The sequence below is a fragment of the Candidatus Omnitrophota bacterium genome, assembly GCA_028693815.1.
Lineage (GTDB): Bacteria > Omnitrophota > Gorgyraeia > Zapsychrales > Aceulaceae > Aceula.
Genome location: JAQUUP010000014.1, coordinates 23,445 through 45,396, shown reverse-complemented (window position 1 = coordinate 45,396; position 21,952 = coordinate 23,445). Strand labels below are relative to the sequence as shown.

The 21,952-nt window shown below is 38.1% G+C and carries 6 protein-coding genes; all 6 read left to right on the top strand.

The window, feature by feature from the left end:
- The first annotated feature begins 116 nt into the window (after positions 1 to 116).
- The 6 genes from PHY73_05810 to PHY73_05785 all read left to right on the top strand — a co-directional run bounded on the left by PHY73_05810 (position 117) and on the right by PHY73_05785 (position 21,859).
- The gene (locus tag PHY73_05810) at positions 117 to 10,181 is read left to right on the top strand and encodes a methyltransferase (GenBank protein ID MDD3375220.1); all 10,065 of its coding nucleotides are present in this window, start codon (positions 117 to 119) and stop codon (positions 10,179 to 10,181) included.
- Between the two features lie 253 nt (positions 10,182 to 10,434).
- Positions 10,435 to 12,063 (top strand): hypothetical protein, encoded by a 1,629-nt coding sequence (locus tag PHY73_05805; GenBank protein ID MDD3375219.1) that lies wholly within the window; start codon positions 10,435 to 10,437, stop codon positions 12,061 to 12,063.
- Between the two features lie 66 nt (positions 12,064 to 12,129).
- Entirely contained in the window at positions 12,130 to 13,866 is a 1,737-nt protein-coding gene (locus PHY73_05800; GenBank protein ID MDD3375218.1) for a hypothetical protein, read from the top strand.
- A 3-nt stretch (positions 13,867 to 13,869) separates the two neighbouring features.
- Positions 13,870 to 15,111: a U32 family peptidase gene (locus tag PHY73_05795; GenBank protein MDD3375217.1), complete on the top strand. Its 1,242-nt coding sequence runs from the start codon at positions 13,870 to 13,872 to the stop codon at positions 15,109 to 15,111.
- A gap of 335 nt (positions 15,112 to 15,446) precedes the next feature.
- Complete coding sequence (locus tag PHY73_05790) at positions 15,447 to 21,317, top strand: hypothetical protein (GenBank protein ID MDD3375216.1); 5,871 nt, start codon at positions 15,447 to 15,449, stop codon at positions 21,315 to 21,317.
- Positions 21,314 to 21,859 (top strand): hypothetical protein, encoded by a 546-nt coding sequence (locus PHY73_05785; protein ID MDD3375215.1) that lies wholly within the window; start codon positions 21,314 to 21,316, stop codon positions 21,857 to 21,859. Before PHY73_05790 ends, PHY73_05785 begins: the two co-directional genes overlap by 4 nt.
- Positions 21,860 to 21,952 lie beyond the last annotated feature (93 nt).

The following is a 21,952-nucleotide window of genomic DNA, read 5'->3' as shown; positions in this document are numbered from 1 at the left end:
CTGTCTTAACAGGGAAGAAGCCTTTTATTTTACAAGGCGCAGGTGAGGCACTTTTATTTGGCGAAGAGGAAAAGATTTATACTTTTGAGCGTCGTGCTCAAAAAGAAGGACGCGGCGTGACAGTAGGACTGGAGATCGAGCTTAATTTACCTGAAAGTTTTTGCGACGATCCTTATATGCTGGGGAGGAAGATCGATCCTTTGGTTGTTGCAAAGCTTCCGTATGTTTCTTTTGCGCCAGATCAAGCTTATAAGCTTCCTGAGTTTAGTTTTGGCCCTTCATGGAGTGTTTCAACGCAGATCTATCTATGGCAGAAATTTCGAGATGGCTTGGGATTAATCGATGATGAGGTTCATTCCGTTCAGGTCAATTTGGGCATTCCTTCGACAAAATTTAGACAATGTGCCAAAGGAAATCTTTTAAAAGATATGCGATTGCTGATGCTGGCTGTTGTGTTGGCGTTTGTTAGCGATCAAAGAATCGTTAATAAAAAAACGGCTAAGGTTATTCAGCTGGATGACAAGATTAAGTTTGTTAATGGAAAGCGATATATTCGTATAGAATATGGATTTGCTGATATTGCTAATTTGTTTGAAATCAGTTATGTGTTACAGCGTCTTCACGCGGCGATCGTAGAATACCACAGCGTCTTTAGACCATTAAAATATGATGATTTGACTATTAATTCAAATTTTCCCCTAGCTGCGGTTTGGCAAGAAAACGGTATTTTAGAGCTTAAGCCGTTTTTATTAGAGTATTTATTAAGTAAAAAATTAGGTATTGATTTAAGAAGAGCAGATACGTTTTATAAGTTTATTTCCTGGAGGCAAATTTATTCTGATTATGTTGGGCAATTAAGGGATTTGCTTATTTCAACGGCAGAGGCATGCGATCAAGTGATCGGTAATAGCACAATAATTAAAACCTCCAGTCCTGTTAGCAAGATCGATCTAAAGCCTTCCATTGTTGTCCTAGATGTTCACGGGACGGTTTTTGAGCCGACATGGAAACTTGAGGTCGCGGATATTGCTCAGGGTTTAAGGCCGTGGTCTCGTCGCGTGGCTTTGGCATGGGTTGCGATCATTGCGCATTTATCAAGTCAAAAGATCAATGAGCAATTGTTTTTATTAGGCAAAGGTCAAAAGACACTAGCTGAGATTAATTCCTGGCGAAAGGAGCGAAGTCATTATTATCATTCGCAAGGGTATTCGCCAGGCTTAAAGACGTATGTGAGGGAATTTATTAAAGCGCTTTATGGTCGAGACATCCTCATTTTTATTCGTTCAGGCGCGCCTCAAGATCAGGTTCTTTGGCAGCTTGCACAAACAGGGCTCTTGGATGCTTACATTTCTCGAGATTATGTCTTAGCGGGGGAAAAGAAAAAAGGCATAACGCCGGCAGATACGTTGCGGGGCATTCATGTTCAATATCCTTTTTCTCGTATGATTTATTTTGATGACTGGATCGGTGGCGGAACATTTCTTAAGACGATCGACGCGCTTTATTTTGGGCTGCCACAAGGGCCGAGTCTTTATGGAAAAGAATTTCAGTTTAATAAAAGCATCCTTGTCAAAGACGGCGTGGATTATCTTTTGCACGGCTGGCGGGATTATCAGCGGATTTTAGAAATGATCTTGGCGTCTCACGCAGAGCAACACGAAGAGAAGCGGATCCCTATTGCGCAAGGCCCAGCGCAAGAAGTGCATGGCATTGTGCCTGCACAAAGGCCTAACAAGATTACATTGCATATTGATGTAGATAAGGATCTTAATGTTACCTATTCTAAGGTTGCGGATGATTCAAGAGTTTCTAGCCTTGATGGTAAGGCTAATTATGACAATTTGGTTCTTAAAAAGATCGTCACGATCAAAAATGTCCGCCTCATCACCCCGCAAAAATATATTGATCAATGTCTCCCTTCAAAACAACGTGATGCCTTAAATGTCTTATTAAGACAAAATCGCCGGTATACCCGCTACGGCGGCGTGACCGTGTCCTGGGACATGGACGTGGACAAGGATGTTTGGACAACAAATATCGATACGGTTTTTCTGATTTGCGCGGCGATCAAGCTTGGCATTTTCAAAAATAAAAATATTAAAAAATTTCTTGAAGTTGGCACTGGCGGAGGGCACATCGCTGCTTTTTCAGCTCGTGAGCTATTTGATATCTTTGAGAGTTTGACGGTCACGGATATTAGTATTTATGCGCTGCGTTGTGCCGCCAAAAATATCTTGGCCTATGCAAGCCCCAAGCTCAAGATCCATTTTTATTTGGGGCGCGGGATTAAGTCTATTGACGACTTCTTTGATGCGATCTTTATTAACCCGCCTTATCTTCCCGTTCCTGCCTGGCAGGGGAGGGATGCATGCGACGAAAACGATCCTTACCGCGGGCTTGACTTGGTCCGCGAGATCGTTTCCGACGGTGTTAAGAAACTCAATCCTGATAACCCTCAAGCGCTGCTTGTTATTAATATCTCTCATTTGGCAGAAAAAGCGCTTCGAGATTTTGTGGCTGAGCAAAAGGGAGCTTTTGTTTTAGAGGATCTCGGGTTTGACCGTAAGGTTCCTTTTAAATATGAGGGCGTTCCAACGGACTTGACGCAAGAGGAGATCGCCTTCTTGATCCAACAAGTTCCCGAAACGCTTCAAGTTCCTTTAAAGATTGTGGCGGTGGATGAGGCTTGGCGACAGTGGCTGGTTAAAGAGCACGGGTTGGAATATCGTCCTGATGCCGGGGCGGGCGAAGAGCCATATTGGCACACATTAAAAGTTTTTGTGATGCGTCGTGCATCCTCCTCATCCCTTCGCTACAGTTATAGCGATGCATTTATGAAAGCGTGGGATCTGCGTTCTGAGCGCGAGCGAAACGATGTATTTGTTGTCACAGAGATCTTTTATCCAGGATTTCAGAATTCGCTTTCAGGGCTTTTGTATTCTGCGGATGTTTATTCTACCGATTCAATCAAAAATCATCTTACCTATATGGGGATTGCTTTTGAGTGTGAGATACTCAGAAAACAGCAGCTTGCGATTGTAGATCTTGCGCGTGAGATTGCCCGAAAGACATGCCTACCGTACCAGCTTTATCAGCAAAAAAAAGATGAGAAAAAGATAAAAGAGAAAGCCAAAGCCATTATGGCGCTGAGGCAAGAACATTTATTTACTATTAAGGATTTTCAGAGAAAGATTTTTCTCGTTGCTCCAGACCATGTGTTTTTAAATGATTTCGCAAGGCTTATCTATGAACAAACCGAAGACTTTTTTGATAAGTTTGGGGTCTTGGCAAGGACTCAAGGCCTTGAAGGGTTTTGGTTTGATTTTAATGCTCGTTGGCAAAAGGGAGCCAAGCGTAGAACTGATATTAAATCATGGGTGGACACCAAGGTAGCGGGGGATAGCTCCCAGAAGACCCTTTCCTCGCCGGTGAATGCTTTACCTAAAACAAATGAAGAGGGCTTATACGAGGATCTATTATGTTGGCATGGTATTTCTGACGCATTGCCTGAGGACCCAAGAGCCATTAGGGCTGCGAAAAAAGATGCTGAAGAAGAATTCAACGGTGTTTCAGGTGAGGGCAAAACGTTATTTTCAAAGAAAGACTCTCAAAATATAGCAGAGAGTGTCTCTTTTAGAGAAGTGAAAGAAAGCATTAAAAAAAAGTTTCCAAAAAATCCTCTTGGGCGTCTTGCTCAACAGATTCACGGAAGGATGATCAACAAAGGGACTTCTAGGTTCGCAGGAAATGACTTTGATTGTTTTCCTCTCAAGCCCACTTTTATGTGCCGGTGCATTGTTGATGATGATTTTTTATCGGTTTTCTTTGTTGGACGCGCTAAAACATATCCTTTTTGTCTTGTGGAGTCCATTGACCCCATTTTTAAAATTCAATGGAAGGCTCAAGGAAATAAACCAGAAGTTGCGACTGATAAGCAGGAGAGCCTTGGGGATCTTCTTAGAGGGATTTCTTTTGTAGCGCTGAGGGCACAAGATCATTTTTACGCGCTTCAAGGTAGAGAGGGGCAGGAGTCAGAAGAAATTTTATATTATTTTGTTGACCTTAGATTTTATGATTTGCGTTGTTCAATAAACAGCATGCTTTCATTATCTGATGTGGATATGCCTGTTTCTTGGGTTTTTGAGTCCGCGCAAAGCTTTAAGGATGAGTTTATTTCTTGTGCTCAAAGAAAAATCCGGTCTTTCCGTCCTATTTTTGAACGAGAGCTTGAGCGTCTTTATAATTTAACAGGGGAAGAAATTATAGAAATTTCTAAGGAAGCCTTTAGTCTTTATGTAGGTCGGGAAGGGTGTTATCACGCTCAGCTTTTTAAAGGTTTTCTTTTTCCTAATGGGCAAAGGAGCCAACGTCAATATATAGGCTGTTTTCAAGCGGATCAGATGGGGCTGATCATTGATAAAGATAGGGTATCCTGGCAACCCACAAGGATCACCTTTGTTTTTTACAAGAAAGACGTGACGTTGGGCAATTTTGTCGAGATTGGCAGACAAAGCTTTGTTATGACGGACGGAATCTGGCAAAAAGAGATCAAAGAAAAGCGTCGTGTTAGACAAGAGATTAACAAGATAATTATTGAGGCTTATCAGAAAAGAAGTCGAACTAGGAATATTGAATCATTAACAGAGACCACTGTTGATCTAAGCTCTGGATATATGAGCCTCAATGATTTAAAGGAGGGATTTGCACCGAAAGGCCTTCCTTTTCCTGATGGAACAATCACGAGCCACAACTATCGTTTGGGCATTGGCGTCAATGTGCGAATATGTCAGCTAACAATCAAACCAACCGAACAAGGCATTGATTATGTGTTTGATGTAACTCGTACATGGGAAGCGGGAATAACGAGAGAAGTGAGAGAATCTTTTAGATTAAGTTATCAACTGAAGGCTTATCAAAAATATATTTTTAAAAGTAAAGAAAAGCACTCCTTTCGTTATTCATTGGAAGAAGCGAAGAAAGATTTGCCTGGTGTTTTACGCGATGTGCGAAATCGCCCTATTCATGAAGAATGTTGTTTGCAATTTTTTATCAAGCATCTTCTGGAGAGATGGGGGTGGAATTTCAAAGATTTGGCAACGGCCCTTGATGTTAGTTTTTATAGCGTACGTAAATGGGCGCATGCTGAGGTATTGATCTTAGATCCCAACATGGTTCAGATCTGGAAAAAAGTCTTTGATCTTAATCCTCTTTCTTTGGATGATTTGAATTCTATTAATAATAATATTTGGATGCCTCCAAATCCAATGACCCTTAGGGCATTGTTTCGTCGAATGTCGTTAACAGTCGTGAATCGACAGCATCTTAAGAGGGATGTTAATCGAGCTCGTCAGCTCTTGCCACGAGAAGACCTCAGTGCTCCTGATGTGAGTGTTTGCATTATGGCTTTATGGTTGCATGATGTAACAAAAGATCTGCCATGGACGCGATATATCCCAGAAAATCAGGTGATGTCAAAAGTGTTGAGGCTTCTTGTCCATCCTCAGGAGTCAGCAGATGTGGCTAAAGATTTCTTACGCGATCAGGGTTATCCAGATTGGTTTAACAAGAAAGTCTGTGACGCGATTATCAAGCATATGGGCCCCATCGCTGGAGGGCATGGTAATTTAGGTTTTATGGAAAATTTCCGTCAAACCAATTGGCAGAAAGTTTTTGATGCGCTTAAAGATTCTAGCGTAGATTTTCAACGCAAAAAACAATTATTAACCTATCTGCAAGCGATTAAAGAGAAACATCTTCAGCCGGACGATAAAAGCCCGGAAGATATGTTAGCGCGATTGACGCGCGATATGGATCTTTTAGATTTAGCGTCGATAGAGGGTGTTTTAAAGATCATTCATGATCGCCAAAACTCTAGTGCATTTTTTATCGACGGTATGCCAGAATCGATTGATCAGTCGTTTGAGTCAGCCTTGCAAAGCGCCCGAGAAGTTTTTCTGGATCTTTATACTGAAACAGCAAAAAAAGAACACCATCGGCTGAAGGATGTTTTATTAAATAAAAAAGAAGCTATTGTGAGCCAGGCTGTGAGCCAGGCACAAGAAGTTGACACGGATCGTGTGGTGAAGGGAGATAAAACAACGGCTTCTTCTAGCGTGAACACTGAGCGTAGAGGATCAGGTTCTGTTTTTTCGTCAGCCATTCTTCCAGCGATGCTGGTCTTAAGTTTGATTAGTTTGTCCGCGGCTGCTTGGCTGGGGATATCGGAGGTCAGCACCATAGACCACGCTGGATTTTTTGATCCGGTCACGTTGCAATGGTTGGCGGGCTTCTGGTCGGATCATGTGCTGACGTTGCTGTCAGGGGTATTTCCTAACGGGCCGGGGGAAATCTTTTGTTTTGTTCGTCAATTTTTTGATTCCGCCGAATCCCCTTCTCTTGTTTCTTTTTTAAGTTATTGTTCGGTGATTGCCGTAAGCATTCTTTCTGGCTTGTTTTATATATTTCGTCAACAGCGTTTCGCTACCTTTCAAGATAAATCAAGTTATCAAACGCAGGATCAGTTAGATTTGTCCGAGGGCAGGGAAGGCCCTTATATTTTTTTCTCTTTGATTCAGCCCTCCACGAAATTTATTAAGCATGATCACTTTGTTTATAGAACGTTTGATCGAGATTTTTTGTTCACCATTAGAGTTTTTAACCGAGTGACAGCGTTTTTAAGGCACACACAAAAGATTTTTCTTATTGATGTGGTGGATTTAAAACGTCAAAAGCACGTAGGTTATCTTGATGCGGTCTTTGATTTAACTACAGGGGTTGTTACCATTGATAAGGCTTACTCCGATTATCGGTTTTTAAAAAATTATGAGAATTCTTTGCGATCTATCCAGGAAGCTGGTTATCCTATTGATTTAGAAAAGAGTGATGTTAAAAAAAGAAAATCTTTTTTTAGCCCACGTGGTGAACTTTCTTATCCTCCGGGTATTCGCCTTAGTAAGCATTATCGTAATTCTAAAACAGACCAGCGTTATCAGCTGGCTAACAAGTTGTATGATTTAATATGCCAGATCGCTAAAGAAAACAAAATGTCTTTTTTGGAGATTATCCCTCTTCCTGAATTAGTTCAGAGTAGATATTATCAGACGAGGATCCCTCTGCCTAATACGACTCGAAGGACCCGGGATTTTCGAAAACGCATTATTTTTGATTTAACAAATTGCCCGGCGCCCCTTTTTTCTGACTTGGATAGCAAAGGTCATGAAGAAATAAATATTTCTGCAAAAGAAGACGATTCGTTGCCCCGCTTTAATTGTGTTACGCCTGATGGTCGGCGATTCAATAGTAAATTATTAAGAAATTTATTTATTATTTTTTCTTTAGCTAGTTTTTTCGTGTTCAGGGTATCTGCGCTATGGGTTTTGCAGAATGGATTTAATGAAGTAGTGGCATTCGCTACGCTTCCCTTTTTATTTGTAAGCCCTACAGATTTCTTTGCCATTGAGCTTAAAGATTATGACGGGTCGCCACCACAGGTCCAGACAATCGCTACCAAGCTACGGAACGCCCTTCTTCAGACTGGGAGACCTTTTGTCCAAAAAAAAGAAGTTGAAGCCCTCCCTTGGGATGAAATCGCCAATCGCATTCGAGAGCATGAGGGCCCTGTTATGACATGGCTTATTTTTGGTGGATTATTTAGAGCATGCATTAAAGACACGATCAAAGAGATCATTGATCTTTCCGTGGGATTAACAGGTCAGAAGACTACACGGATTATCCTGCCCCTTTTTGCTATGAATCATAGTTATCGATTTACATTTACGTCCGATTTAAGCGAATTTCGTGACTATCAGAGAGTTGATCAAATTCCAGGCCTTATTGCCGAGCATTCTAAAGATGGCTTGATCACAACAGGAGAGGAGCCCTCTCTTAATGCGGATGGGTATTATTTTTCGATTCGGGATGGCGCAGGACAGTGTCAAGTTGTGATTCGTCAAGATGGGAAGACTTTTCCCGTCGTGCTGAGCGAAGCGCCTTTGGCAAAACATCCTGAGGTTGTGTTAGATTTTGTCATGAGTCCTGAGTTCCTTGAGCCAGTTCTCAGGCAAGGTCACTTTCGCGCTTCTTCTGCGTTTCAAGTCAAGGAGATTACGAATAGCTTTAATCGATTAACTCTAAATCAAGAGGATCGTTTATGTATTTCTTCTTCTTTAAAAACGGAGTTGTCTGAGGAGTTGCCCCTTGCCGTTGTTTGGCGCGATGGCAATTTCTGTCTTGATCCTTATTCTGAGCAGAAAGCTCGAGAGCAATTGATGACGATGGCTGCTAATAAGTTGATGGAAGCTCTCCAGTCCTGGAGTAGAGAAGAAATATCTAATTTTTTGAGAGACCTTTTGATTGCCTATGTTCGAGACGTTGATGTGGTAAGTTTTTTTAGGTTGGTGAGGGATGATAAAGTGCTTTCCAACAGCATGGCCTTTGTTATTGAGCGGCATGAATTTAATCGGGCACCTTATTGCCGTGGAAGCCTGTGCGTGTCGGTTGCTGCCTTAAAACGATTAAGCGAACAGGACTTGGCGCGTCTTATTGGTCAGAATGCTTTAAGTCTTTTTTTATTTATTTTAAGGGGAAAAAAAGAGCCGAGTGAGGATGAGATTAAAGAAGAAGAGTATTTAAAAAAAGTTTATAGGGACTCTTTGAAGCAGTTTGGTTTTGGAAAAAAAGAAAAATCAGGAGGGATCCAGCCAAAAACTGACAAGGGTGTTCGTCGTTTATTTAACGAGAAAGATATTTTGAAGTATTTGAGCCATATTTATGAATCTTGGACCGATCCTAAGGCTGATCGCCGTGTTAATAGCGTGATTAATCGTCTTTTGCATCGTGTTGATTATTATATAGATTATGACATGTATGTTGAAGCTGTGTCTCTTTGGAGGCAGGGGATTCAGATTGGGATGAGACTTAAAGATAACGTTCCTTTCCAGAACGGCGAAATGACATGGATGTTGCGTAAAGGTTGCGAGCTGGCCTATCTTTTTCGTAATTTTCTGCAAAACCATACTGTTCTCCAGGACGAAACGAATTGCTGGAAATTTTATCTTGAGATGTCTTTGGGTCTTTTGAAAACATTTTGGGATTTTGTTGATATTATTCCAAGCCTTAAGGTAAACGGAGAATCGCAAGAAGACGTTGATGGCGAGGTTGATGTCTTGTGTATTGAAAAAAGAAATGAATTGTTTGTAGAGCATTTCAAAAGGGCGTTAACGCTTGTAAACAATTTGATGTATTCTTTTGCGACTTGGGTCGTTAACAGAAAGTGTGTGGATGAGGATTTTGAACTTTGGAATATGGAAAAGATGCAAGAACTTTCTTTGTATACTGCTGAAAAGCTTTGTCGGCATCAAGGAGCTTTGCCAGAAGAAGTGATGGTCTTGATCGCGCCGATCATGAATAGACAGAAAGTATTTCTTGAGAGGACGCTTGAAAAGTTGGCACAGATGGATTCCTTTTCTTCGCAAAAAGGCCTTTATTTGGAGAGGATGCAGCCCTTTATTGCGATCTCGTTTGAGATGTTGAATTCTTTTGACGTTAAGGAGAAAGAAAAATTATACCAAAATCTTTTTTATAACCTTAATAATTTTTTCCGAGAGCTACGTGAGTTTTATGAGAATTTGCAAGAGGGGGAAGAAAAACAGCGCTATCGTCAGCATTTAGAAAGCGTGGCTCAAAAGATTTTTGCTATGATGTCCCGGCCTGTCTTTATAAAACAAAATCCTACGACAAAAGTAAAGCTTGCTCTGACGGTCAATGTGATTTTTAATATATTAACAAAGGCTTATTTAGAACTTTCTAAGAATGCCAAAGTCTTAGAGCTTTGTAAGTTTGCTTTTTTGGGACTTAAGGAATACCGTGCACAGAAATATCCCCGCTCTTTCTCTGAGCAGGCAAGCATTACTTTCCAGCAGGCGGCTCATGTTTGGAGCAGGACTGGTGATTATCAGGAAGATGGTCTCGGGAGCGCTCAGGACTATCTTCGGGAAGTTATTTTTTTTGTTTTGGAAGACGAAAGTCAGAATAAAGTTTGTTTTAGTCAAGAACAACTTCAATTTCTTGAGGGGCTTAAAAATGAAATAGAATTTCAAGACCCTAGCCTTAAAGAATACCCGTATAGGATGGAGATTCTTAAAAAGGTTCGGGAGTTGTTTGGGTATGCCGTGGGTCCGTAATTAGGAGTGTTTTTGCTGGGAGAAGCTCTGTATTTTTTTTGTTTATTTTAGTTTTCCGTTATATTTCTTTTATGGTAAAAACAAGGATATCTTTGTTTCTGAGCTTATTTGCTTTGCTAGGGATGGGCCTAACACGCGTGACGGTTGACGATTTTTTGGTTTTTTAACCAGAGCAAGACGTTCATTATCTTTAAACTTTGCTGTTTCTTTTCTGAAATATTCCGATAGAATAATATTATCAATATTACTACTTATGAAAAATAAAATAAAAATTATCCTTCCTTATTTAGGTATTTTTGCACTTCTAGCACTTTGCTACAACACTGTTTTTCGTTATGATTATGCTCATCATGACGAATTAAACTTTTTTCTTTATGGAAAGAAGTTTATTATCCATTCGGTTAAAGATTTTGTGTTAGCCATGGGCCGTTTTATTGGGGCTTATATCGCGACATCGCTTAATTATCTTGTCAATTCCTTAGATGGGCTAAAGGTTGCTCGCTTTTTTATGGTTGTTCAGCTTTTTGTGGCGGCAAGCATTTTGATGTGTTGGTTTAAAAATAATTTTTTATCAAAGCGAGATGCGTTTATTTTAAGTGTTTTGATCTTCACGTTACCTTCTTTTGAGATTATGGCTTCTTTTGCAGCGGGATTTAACAACTCAACAGCTCTTTGGGTTGGGCTTTTATCAGGTATATGGGCACATAAAATTCCCATTGCTGGAAACTTCTTGAGTCGGTTAAGGACAAGAGAGTTTGTTGTTTCTGTTGTTTTGTTTATTGCTGCATTAATGGTGTATCAGCCTTCGGCTGTTATTTTTTGGGTGATTCCTGCTTTTCTTATTCTTTTTTCCTCTTTAAGTGATTTTGAGAATACAAAACAACGTTTGATTAATTTCTTTGTGGCAGGATTTGGTTCTCTTGGGTTTTATTTTGTTATTTTGCAGAGTGTTAAAGGCAATCTTATGCAGCTTGAAGGCGCTTATAATCCGTATCATGTGACGACCGATTATTTTGGAAAAATACAGTGGTTTTTTTCTGAAGTTTTTGTTGTTTGTTTAAATTTTTGGAATGTTTTTCCAAAGAAAGATTATGCTCTTTTTTGGGGTGGGTTTATTTTTACATTAGCTTTGGGTGTTTTTTTATGGCGCATACAGAAAGCTCGCAAAGATAAGAATTTAAAAGAAGTTGGAGCTAAAATAGCATTATTGACTTGCATATTCTTTGTTTTGTTGTTGCTTAGTTTTTTGCCAAATCTTTTGTCGTCAGGAAATTCTTCCTTTTATCGTTGTTTGTCTGGACCAACGACAATTGTCTTAGGTGTAATGATATGGCTTATTTGGTGCTGGACGAAAATCATAAAGAAACATCAAAAGAATGTTTTTACATTTATTTTAATGGGGTTAATGATTTTCGGACTCTTAAAGGCTTGTAAAAATGTTTTTCGATATATTGTTTATCCGGGATTTATTCAGGTGGATGTGATGAAGAGTGTTTTGCGAAATAATTTCTATGAGTATGACAGAGTGCATATCATTCATTCAGAAAAAGATAAGTTACAAGCATATCAGGATGAGTTTGGATTTTTATCGGCAAACTTGATTCAGAACCGATTAGGGTTGGTATTTTGTGGTTATATTGAAACTTTAAAGGAGGACTTAAATGTCCTTGGGATTTTCTTTGATTATGAAAAGCAGGAGGCGGAGTACCTTTTTACCTATAAGAATGATTCAAAGAGGGGATTCGCGTTTAAGAAAGTTATTTCGAGCTCGCTAGCCGGAGAGCCTCTTTTGTTTGATCAGCCGACTATTGTAGTTGATATGACGAGGCTGTATAATCCAGGTGGCCCGCTAGAATATTTAAAATTACCTACGAAAAATTAAAAGGTTTGTGTCAAAACGGCAGTTAATGATTTTGCAATCATGGCTATTATAAAAAAAGAGAGAAGTATGAAAAAGATTTCAGCTTCTTTAGAGAAGTATTTTAACAGGACGATTGCCTTTTTTGTTAATAGGCATCCTTTGGTGCAGGGTGTTTTTACTTTGGGCTTGATTGTGAGTTGTTTGTATTTTGCTTATTCTCCGGCGTTACGACTTGGATACATTCATCATGATGACATATTGTTTTTTCTTAATCATTGGACATACAAAGCTTATGGATGTTTTTCTTTTAATTTTTCTTCTGGTCGTTTTGTTGGAGCTTTTATTCTTGAGTATGCGACTTTGATTGTTAACACTGTTGCGCAGCTAACATTGCTTCGTTATTTTACTTTTTTTATTCTAAGTATGTGTGCTTTGTTCCTAGTTCGCTGGTATCATCGTCGATTGTTAAGTTTTCAGGAATCTTTATTCTTTGTTTTGATTGTGTTTACGTTGCCGTATTTTGAGATTGTTGTTTCTTATGCTGGTATTTTCTTTCATGCCATTGCGTTGTTTATTTCTATTGGATCCGGATTTCTTGCCTATCAGTCTGCACAAAAAGTTTTTTCTTCAAAAATTCTAAAATATGCCTGGATATTCTTTTCTGTTTTTCTCTTTGTTTTAGCGTTATCGATTTATCAATCGGTTGCTGTTTTTTATTGGGCTCTTTTGGGGCCAGTGATCCTTTTTTCTAAAAAAGAGAATTTTGCGCGAGTTAAGAGGCAGATCATTTTTTATTATGGGATCGGGATGACATCGATGGTATTTTATGCAGGACTTCTCCAAATTGCCAAACAGTTTTTGTTGGCTTCTGCACAAAAAGGATATAATCCTTACGACATGTCTTTTTCGCTTTGGCAAAAATTGATTTGGTTTGCTCAAGAGCCGTTGGTCAATAGTTTAAATTTATGGAATGTTTATCCTAGCGTAGCGATTGCCATAGGTGTTTTAATTATTATTGTGGGCAGCCTGAGCTATTTTGGATTTGTTTTTTTTAGAGATTTAAAAGAAGAAGGATTTTTCGGCAAAGAGATATTTGTTCATTTTGCGTGGAGGGTAGGTGCGTTTGTTCCGCTTTTTTTTCTTTCTTTTTTGCCGAATTTACTTTGGCCTGGAAAGGCTCCTTTTTATCGTTGTTGCCTTGGGCCTGTTTTTTTGATTATGTGCCTTTTGTTTTGGAGTTTCAAGCAATGGATGGGTGTGTTTTCTTTGCCAAGAAAGAAAGTGCTTGCTGGGAGTATTTTACTTCTTATTGTTTTGATGGGAACATTTCTTTCGCAGAGAAATATTTATCAATTTATTGCTTATCCTAATCATGTTGAGTTTGAGTTTTTTAAAAAGCAATTGGCCAGCAAGAATCTTGATCGAGATCAGCAGATTTATTTAGTTCATCCTGGTTCTGGAGTTTTAAAAGAGCGTTATGATGAATTTGGTTTTCAGACAAGCAATGCTCCACAAGATCGATTTGGTTTTTTTGTTGGAGCCCTTCGCGATGTTTTAAGAAAAGAGTATTTTTTTATTGGAATAAAGTTTGATTTTGAAAAAGATCGATTTTTGTGTGCGATTGGCGATGAACAGAAAAGAAATCCTTTTGTGCTAAGTTTAGACATTCAATCAAGAACTCTAAAAGATATGGAAAAATTTCCAGAGAATTCCTTGGTCGTTGATACGACAACATTATATGGGCCAGGTGGCCCTTTAGAATATTTAAAAGCCAGTCCTGAGACCTCCGGCCTTCAGGATGATCTCTCGAGAAAGGAGCCTTAAAAAATGCCTCGAGAGATCAAAAACAATCTTAAAAAACCTGAATTGATTGCTCCGGCCGGAAATTGGCCGAGCTTAATCGCGGCCGTTCAAAATGGAGCTGACGGTGTATTTTTTGGCGTTAAGGGTTTAAACATGCGCAATCTTGCGAGTAATTTCGATCTTTTGGAAATTAAAAAGGTTATGGCGTTTTTGCGTGAATATAAAAAAAAGGGATATTTGACTCTTAATGTTGTTATTAAGAATGATGATATTTTAAAGGTTAAAAAAATTCTTGCTGAGGCAAAAAAAGCAAAGGTTGATGCGGTCATTTTATGGGACATGGCTGTTTTGTCTTTGGCTAAGCAGATGGGCTTAAAGGTTCATCTTTCGACACAGGCGAGCGTTTCCAACATAGAAGCAATAAAATTTTATACTCAACTTGGCGTTAAGCGCGTTGTTTTGGCAAGAGAATGCACCTTAGACGATATTAAGAAAATTACGTCACAGATTAAAAAGGAAAAAATTGATTGTGAGATTGAAACTTTTATTCATGGGGCAATGTGCGTTAGCATTTCTGGTCGATGTTTTATGTCCGAGCTTACTTTTGATAAGTCAGCAAATCGAGGAGAGTGCCTTCAGCCTTGCCGAAGAGAGTTTGTGATTAAAGATGTTGATAATGAGTCAGAGTATATTTTGGGTAAAGATTATGTGTTAAGCCCAAAAGATTTGTGCACGATTGATTTTATTGATGACTTGATTAAATCAGGAATCCATAGCCTTAAGATTGAAGGGCGTATGCGCTCGCCGGAATATATTGCAGTAACGTCAAATGTTTATCGTCGGGCGATTGATGCATATTTTAACAAGAAGCTAAATGCGTCGCTTAAAAAAGATCTAAGAAAAGAGCTCGCAGAAGTTTATAATCGAGGTTTTTCATCTGGATTTTATTTTGGCACACCGCAAGCGAAAGATATGAGCAAAGGTCTTGGGCACACATTTGAAAAAGTTTATGTTGGAGAAGTTAAGAAATTTTATAAGAATTTGAGTGTTGCTGATATTCGTGTTCGCACAGGAAGCATAAAAGAAGGCGATACCATCCTTTTTTTAGGAGAAAAAACACCTGCTTATCGTTGCAAAGTTTCTGAAATGCAAACTGATCATGAATCCATTCAAGAGGTCAAAAAAGGAGAGGCTGCTGGAATTAAGCTGCCCTTTATCGTCCGCCCAAAAGATAAAGTGTTTCTTTGGAAAAAGAAACAATTCTAATTAATTATCATCTTTTTGGGAAAAATTAAAGACCTGCCCTATAGGCGAAGATTTCTTTTAGATTTCGAGCTTTCTTTAATCGCACTTTAAACTTTATAAATTCTTAAAGAACAATTAAGATCAATGGTTGCAAAGGCGCGAATAGTTACCTTTCTGACATTACAGGGTTTTTATCTTGTTTAAAGTTAATCTAAAGTTTGCTTTAGAATGTAAGTTCTTTATTTCTATATATTTATAGATAATTAAAATTTCCTTATTTGTCACATGAGATTAATGAATATTTCACTTTCCTGATGTAATCTTTAGTTAAAGAAAAATGAGAAAGAGGGAAGTGTATGATATTCTTTAAAAAGAAATTTAAAAATGTTTTAGGTGAGATAATTTTGGCAATCTTTTTTTGTCTTCAAGTTTGCCCGAGTCCTGCGTACGCACAGGCAATTTTTAATTTACCCCAACCGGGAGCTATGGTTTTCTTAACACCTGAGTTTACGCCGATTATTTTTCAGGGCTTGCGCGTTTATCCAGAAAACCCACTTGAAATTGATTTTATTATTGATTCAGGAGATGAACGGCTTGATCGTCAAGGTCTCGAGGTTGAAACGCAAAAGCTTGTCCAATATTTTCTTGCGTCGATGACGATTCCCGAAAAAGATATCTGGGTTAATCTTTCGCCGTACGAAGAAGACCGCATTGTTGAAGATAGTCTACGTCAAACAATTATCGGTCGAGATCTTTTGGCTCAAGATTATTTGCTCAAACAAATTACTGCATCTTTGATTTATCCAGAAGATGAGCTAGGAAGAAAATTTTGGGATAAAGTTTACAAAGAAGCTTATAAGCAATATCAAACTACAGAGATTCCTGTTAACACGTTTAATAAAGTTTGGATTGTCCCTGAAAAAGCTGTTGTTTATGAAACAGAAAATGGTGTTGTGATTGGAGAAAGTCATCTTAAGGTTATGCTTGAGCAAGATTATTTAGCCTTGCATAATAATTTAAATAATAATGATATTGGCATTGCTTCGCGATCACAAGCAGAGACGCGAACGACAAATCAAGTGGCTTCTCAAATTGTTAAAGAAATTGTTTTACCTGCGATTGAAAAAGAGGTTAACGAAGGCAAGAACTTCAAACAGCTTCGTCAGATTTTTCATTCTTTAATTTTGGCTACATGGTTTAAGAAGGCCTTAAAGAATTCTATTTTGGCAAACGTTTATGCTGATCAAAGCAAAACCAAAGGTATTGATCTTGAAGATAAAAGCACAGTGGATAAAATTTATGATCTTTATCTTGAGGCATTTAAAAAAGGTGTTTATGATTTTGTTAAAGTTGAGCAGGATCCGCTAACAAAAAGAAATATTGCGCGCAAATATTTTTCAGGTGGATTTTTAAGTTCAGAATCCGATCAATGGATGGAGCGAAGAGATGCGAGTTACGCCTCATCGAACATGATTCAATCAAATTTTCAGAAACCTTTAATTGGAAAGATTCATCTTGCCCCTCAAATGGCGAGTTCTTCGTCTTTTTCTAAAAAGCCTACCAAGGGTCTTAGAAAATATTTAACGGCTGCAGCATTTGCAGTTTTTTTAAGTGTTTTTATGCCGTTTTCAAATGTGTTTGCCGGAAACCCAAATGTCATCCAGGGGGAGAAACACGGCCATAAAATTGAGATGGCTGAAGATGGAATGAACTATATTGTTGTTGATGGGAAATGGCAGGAGAATTCTGATCCGGCAAAATATACTTACTCTGGAATGGCTCAAGATGTTTTGGTTCATGCTGAAGATCTTGGTCTTGATGTTAAGGTCGGAACAAAAATCTATTATGATTTTATTGAGCGTATGGCCGAAATCAATGGAGCTAATAGCCCAGATTATACAGTATATCCTGGTGATACGATTTATATTCCAAGAGAGATTAATCAAATCTCGCCACAAAAAGCGCAATCTATTGCTCAAGAAGTTAGTGCAAAATACGGAAAATCAAATGAGGTTTCTTATGATCATTCTCAATCGCAATATGCGCAAGGTAATTTTCAAGATGGTGGTAATCAGACTAGCTATGAAAGCCAAGGTGGTGGGTATGGGCCAGAAGGTAATGGCAGTCTGCAAGGCAATCTTGATAGAAAGCCTATATATGGTGGAGATCCAGGAGACGATGATGATTTTGAGCCTGATCCTGATGATGATCAAGAGAGTTTTGAAAATTCAGAAGTTTATCAAAAATTCTTAGTGCAGAATCAAGATTTGATAAAAAGGATCGACAGTCTTCAAGCACATATTGATGATTTGGAAAAAACAATTGTTGAGATTGAAAACTTAAATTCAACAGAAGACGATCAACTCATCGCAGAGCTTCAAAGTCAGCTTAATGAGCTAAAAAAAGAAGAACGAAAAATTAGTTTTTCGTTTGAGAGAAAATGGGAAACAGAATTCAAGGTTAAAGATGACGAGAGTTACTGGGTGGGTAAGGGCGGTGATATTAAACTTAAGGCTTATATCGCGAATACCGGGCTTGGAGATATTACATTGACAGGAAAGCTTAAGCAAAATGGTAGTCTTCGCTATGGTTTATCTGATCAAAAGATGGATCTTCAAAGGCAGCTAACGATTCATGTGGATAACGTCTTTGGGCAACCTTATTGGATTGCAGGGCAATTAAATTGGGATAACAAAATGAATCCTTATGGTCTGGGCGTTGGCGTTCAATCTTTTAAATTTGGTGGCAACAAACAATTTTCTCTTACGCCTAGCCTTTGGTATTACTCAGCGGATGTTGTTAAGGAAATTCAAGGAGAGGGCGTTAGAGTGACAGCTCGGGCTCAGCAGCCTTCATATCTGCCAACTGGAGTCTTAGATTGGAAGTTTAGCAATGGCGCAAGCCTTTCTTGGATGAGCGAAGGATATTTTACAAGCGGCATGTACACCGATGGTGAACTAAGCGATATTCAACATACTTTGAAATATAAAAATAAAGGATGGGATCTTCGTTTGATTCGGGGACACCAAAACCCTTCGATAATAAAAGATTTAACACGTCTTTCTCAAGAGCCTGGGCCATATCGTGCGTATGTTGGCAAGACTTGGAAAGTCAATGGACAAAAAATTGGCGTTAGTGGATATTGGGCCTTTGATGATCATTTTAAGACTCAGGGTGGAAAAATTTATGTAAATCTTTCAGGGCCTTTGAACTATGACAGCTGGAAAGCAGGTCAGTCTAATAGCGATAAATATTCAGGGATTGCTTTTTCTTCTACTGTTGATATTGTTCAAACAGGCAATACATTTTTTGAAACAGGATCTCCAACAGGTGCTGTTGGCGATGTGGCGGTAGGTGGGAACATAGGCAATCTTTATGTTGGATTTACTGGTGATTATGCAGCCTCTGGTGGTGATTTAGGGTCAATGAAAGGATATTTTACAAATCCTGCTTTAGAGCTAGAATATACGCTTCCTTTAGATGGTGCAGTTGACAATATTCATGCAGGCGTTCGAAATGGTCAGCTAAGAGCCGGAGTAACATTTTTAGATCTTGATATTTCAAGCGACGGACGTTTTAATATTGAACAACTTAACGTTAATGCCTGGAGCTTGTCTGATAGTGACAGCTCATCCACTAAGAGACTTATCCCAGAATTTAATGCCGTTGCAACATATGCTTTATCGGACAAGGTTTTTTTACAGGCTGAACCAACGGCTATCTATAGCCAAGATAAACTTCATTTAGCTGGTGCCTTGAGTTTGATGTATAAAAATTATGGTATCGAAGGCGCTAAAACTTTTGGCCCAGATAATTATTCTGCGTATTCTATGGGATACTTACCTTATCCGTATGATTTTCGCATCGGTCCAGTTATTAATTTTCATAATACTTCATTTGGGGCTTACTACAGTAAAGATCATTCTGGTCAGGATTTCTTTGGTGCCCGTGTCAAGGTTAATATTAATACACGTGATGGTAGGTCAAAAAAAGGGGAAAAAAGATACAAGCCAGGTAATGGAGAGCCAATCGATGCGTTTAAAAAACAAAAAAAAGATAACAGAAGAGACAAGATTGAATCTGCGTCATCATCTCTTTTAAGCCGAGAAAATTTATTTGGAGAAAGTCAATTGTCGTTGTGGAAAGAATTTAAATCTAAAATTAATGAGCCGTATCTTTTTTATATTAGTGCTGCAGGATCCAAGAATGCTGTTTTTCAAGAAGTTAAAGATCGGATTAGCGATTTAGTAAAAGATCATAAGAATCAAGCAGTGTATATTTGTTTAAAGGTCGAAGTGTCAGGAGGGGTTCGCCATGTTGCGACTGTTGATTATCTTTCTGTTTTCGAAAAAAATAATTATGAGAATTTGAAAGATCTTTTAAGCGGTGCGGAAACGATGCAGAATAAGCACATGTTTTTTGTTGAACTAACTCATGCAAATACGATAAACAATAGTTCCATTATTCTTGGTAATTTTTATTTAAGTTCTCAAGAGGAGAATAAATTACAAAAAAACGGTTTTGGCACGCAAGTTTTTAATAATTTTGCTGGCATCATCAAGAAAGAAATCCCCAATTGTGTAATCCAAACATTTGATACAAGCGAGAATTTATGGACAACACGGCGATTTGAAGAAAATTTTGATCGTGTATTTCTTAGCGATAGTTATCTCTTGGCAGGTATTACACGAAATCCTCAAATCAATGCTCGGGATATTAAGATAGAATCAATAGAAAATTTAGCGATTGAATCATTTAAAAAATCTCGTGTAAGTTCTGTTCTTGACGAAAAGTACAAAGAATTTCCGATGCATACGCTTAAAAAGCAAAAATTTAACGAGGAACCGGACGTAATGAATAAGTCTGATGTAGACGATATTATTAAGCAATATATGATTGAAATTCGAAAACCAGAGAATTTCAAGGATTTAGCTTTTCTTTTTGAAGATTGGCTTCCTGAAGAAGATTTTCTTAAAAAACATTCTTTTTTATATAATTTTGTTCCTTGGCGAAATCGCTTAGGAATTACGAAATGGAGCGAGCAAATCGCAGATGTTATTTATCAAAGATTTCTTGAAGCTTTTAATCGCGAGCAAGATGAGTTGAGCGTAATCTATGATGGAAAGAATGGAAACCGTGTAAAACGCCAAGAGCTTCGAAAAAAGAATGCAGATCAAGTAGCTCTTGCTCATAATATTGAGGTTGAAGTTGAGGTTGCCGGTGCACCAGAAAGTAAAATACAAGGAAACATGCCGAAGAAAGATTTAGGTGAAATTTCTAAGTCTAGAGTTAATGAAATTGTATCAGATGATAATTTGCAAACATATGGTCTTTCATTTGTTTCAGAAAATCAGTCAGGCAAAAATAAAACGGAAAAGCGTATTGATCATAAAGGTAGAGAGTATTTTGTTCAAACTTTAATTAGGCTTGCTGATATTGAGAAATATCTAGAAAAAGGAACTCAAGGCGGCATGCAATATTTAACGCCTGGTCCATGGTTTAAAATCTTAAATTCTTCAACGATGAAAACAGCGTCTGGATTTTTAATTGGGATTGAAACTCAGCGTGAAGAAGGAGACAAAAAGCTTCAAGGTTTTGCCTATGTTAAGAGAATTGCTCTTGGCGTTAAAGACGGTAAGGTTAATTTTTCCTCTTCTAGCAAAAAAAAGGTTTATATCTTAGAATTATTAGGCGACAGAGAACTTTTAGATCAATCTGAGACCTGGAGTGAAACTGTTTTAGCTGAACTTATAAGAATAAACTCTGAAGACAAAGATATACAAAAGGACGCCAAAGGTATTATTTTTATCTATACGGGCAGTCTTTCTGATAAATCTACAAAAATAGACATGTTGCAAACGTTTTTAAAATCTCAAGGTTTTATTGATTTAGATTTAACAGGATTACCTTCTGATTTTGCTTCTCGGGTAAGACCTAGAAGTCCTTTTCAATTGTCTAAGGATGCGGCTGAGAGATTTTATCGAGGACACAAACCAAGAGTTAGCTCGAGCGCGATCAAAGGTGGAATTGATCTAAGAAACGCAAATTATTTGAGCACTCAAAGTACATCAACTCCTATTTTACGTGTCCCTCAAAATGAACAGTTTATTAATTTATACAATGCCCAAGGCTTTGTCCCAATTATTATCAATATTGCTCCTTTGATAAATTTTAATTTATATTCTTTCTTGAATTTTAGCAGCATAATTCAATTAGCGACTCGATGAAATTTGCACAAAAAATATTTTTTTTACTTATTTTCCTCTTTTGTTTTACTTTGATAAGTTTTGCAGCTGAGGATGTTTCGCCTAGTCACGATTCCGATCTGGAAATGTGTTATGACGAAGTTTTAGATTTGCGTTTTTCTTGCGAATCGGATTGGATATATCAGGCACAAGGAGAAACTATTTTTCTTGTTATCTCTGAAGACCCCGCTGTTACTTTAACGCTGACACGTAGTGAGTCTTGGATTAAATTTTTAAATCAGTTAGATCGAAAGGTTTTACAAGAAATTGGCCATTATTCTGATGGTTTTGCAACAGAAGAGTGCATGGTTGCTTCCCAAAAAGCAGTTAAAGTTAAAGCCTTTTCACAAGAGTATGAAGATATTCGTCTTTTAGATTACTATTTTATGAATGATGGATATCTTTATAGTGTTTTGTTTTCTGTTGATCCCAAAGAGCGCTGGGATGATTATAAATTTCTCATTCAAGACGTTGTTAATAGTTTTGAGCCATTTTCCTCTAGTAGAGATAAATTTTCTATCTGAATTCACAAAAAGTTTTCATTTCTTCCATGTTTCCTGCACATCAATTTTGTATAATTTATTTAAAAGCAAAGCTTTAGAATATATTAATCCCTG